Annotated in this window: 1 protein-coding gene and 1 pseudogene; both read right to left on the reverse strand. The window is 48.4% G+C overall.

Features of this window, described 5'->3' with window-relative positions; translation table 11 throughout:
• A pseudogene (locus R8269_RS24000) lies at nt 1-774 on the reverse strand (hypothetical protein); the annotation flags it as partial.
• Nucleotides 775-777: 3 nt separating this feature from the next.
• On the reverse strand, nt 778-1,600 hold an 823-nt coding region (alr, locus tag R8269_RS24005), incomplete at its 5' end, for an alanine racemase (RefSeq protein ID WP_318222753.1).

Below are 1,600 nucleotides of genomic sequence, written 5' to 3' on the forward strand. Positions count from 1 at the left end.
CAAGGCCAGTACTTGTTGATCAAACCAATCACCAAGAGGCCCCAGCGAGTAATATTGGCTATTTTGGAATTCCCACTTTAGCCACAGCTCCTCTGATTGCCAACTTTCTGCGCCCGTCGTCAAATTCAAAGAGGTATGCGAGCCTCGGGTCGTGTTACGTGCGCTATCGCGGTTGTCCCAATCAAAACCCAATGTAAAACCGTAAGCTTGCTCTTTCCTATCATTGTATACATCCAACGCTCGTGAAGAATAAAAAGGCGTCAGCAGGATAGAGCTAACGCCCGACGCCAAAGGCGATGCATTGCGAACGTCGCGGCTGGGTAGAAACGCGCCTTTCAAACCATGATCTTTCACCGCGCCCCACGGCAACAGGTATTTGAATTCGAACTTATACTTTTGCTCATCACTGTTTGTGATCGTCTGAGATTCAAACGACGAGTTGTTATCGCCTTGATCACCTAAGTAATAGGGACTGTCATTAAAACGAGCTTGGTACATCTGAGTACTGAACAGCACATTGGGAGAGAGCGCATAATTAAATGCAGAGAGGAACCCAATATAGCTGTCTTTCTCCGAATACAGCCCCATACCAAATAGTGCAGCTTGAGGCTGACCAACCCCTTTAGCAACCCCCGCAACTCCAACGGTACTGCCCAACGTATCGGTACTGAAATAGAACGGGACAAAGGCTGAGTCTTTCTCTGAACTTAGCGCCGGAGAAGACAAAAAAATGCTGGCAGAAAGTGCCAGCATTGAGGTGATTCGTTTATTCATGGATTACTTGGTATATTCCATTTCGACGCGAGGCGTCAATTTGGTCACCAACTCATAAGCTATCGTACCAATGTGATTCGCAACCTCTTCGACAGGTAATTCTTTACCCCAAAGAATCGCTTCGTCACTGACCTTATCTGTGGCATCAGGACCTAAATCTACCGTCAGCATATCCATTGATACTCGACCCGCAATCGGTACTGTACGCCCATTCACCCACACCGGTGTACCATTGGGTGCACTTCTTGGGTAGCCGTCGCCATAGCCCACTGCAATAACGCCGACTTTTGTGTCGCGTTCACTTGTCCAGATACCACCGTACCCCACGCTTTCACCTTTCTTGACTTCACGAACCGCAATAAGATGAGACTTCAACGTCATCACTGGTTGGTAACCCAAATCTTGAGCCGTTTTGTCGCTAAATGGTGATACGCCGTACATAATAATGCCCGGACGAACCCACTCTAATTGGCTTTGAGGCCATGCCAATAAACCCGCAGATGCCGCTAGCGAGCGCTCGCCCTGACAGCCCGAGGTTAATGACATAAACAGCTCAATTTGTTGCGGCGTGATGCTACTATCAAGCTCATCCGCACAACCAAAATGACTCATGTATCGCAATGGCTTCGCCACATTCGGGCACGTTTTTAAGCGAGAAATGAATTCATCATACTGCTCAGGGCGAACACCCAAACGATGCATACCACTGTCGATCTTCAACCAAACGACCACTGGCGTTTCTAAATCCGCCGGCTCCAACGCGATAAGTTGCTCTTCACAGTGCACCACGGTTTGGATGTTGTTCTTCACTAACACAGGCAGATCG

The sequence above is a fragment of the Vibrio sp. Vb0667 genome (genome assembly GCF_033391095.1).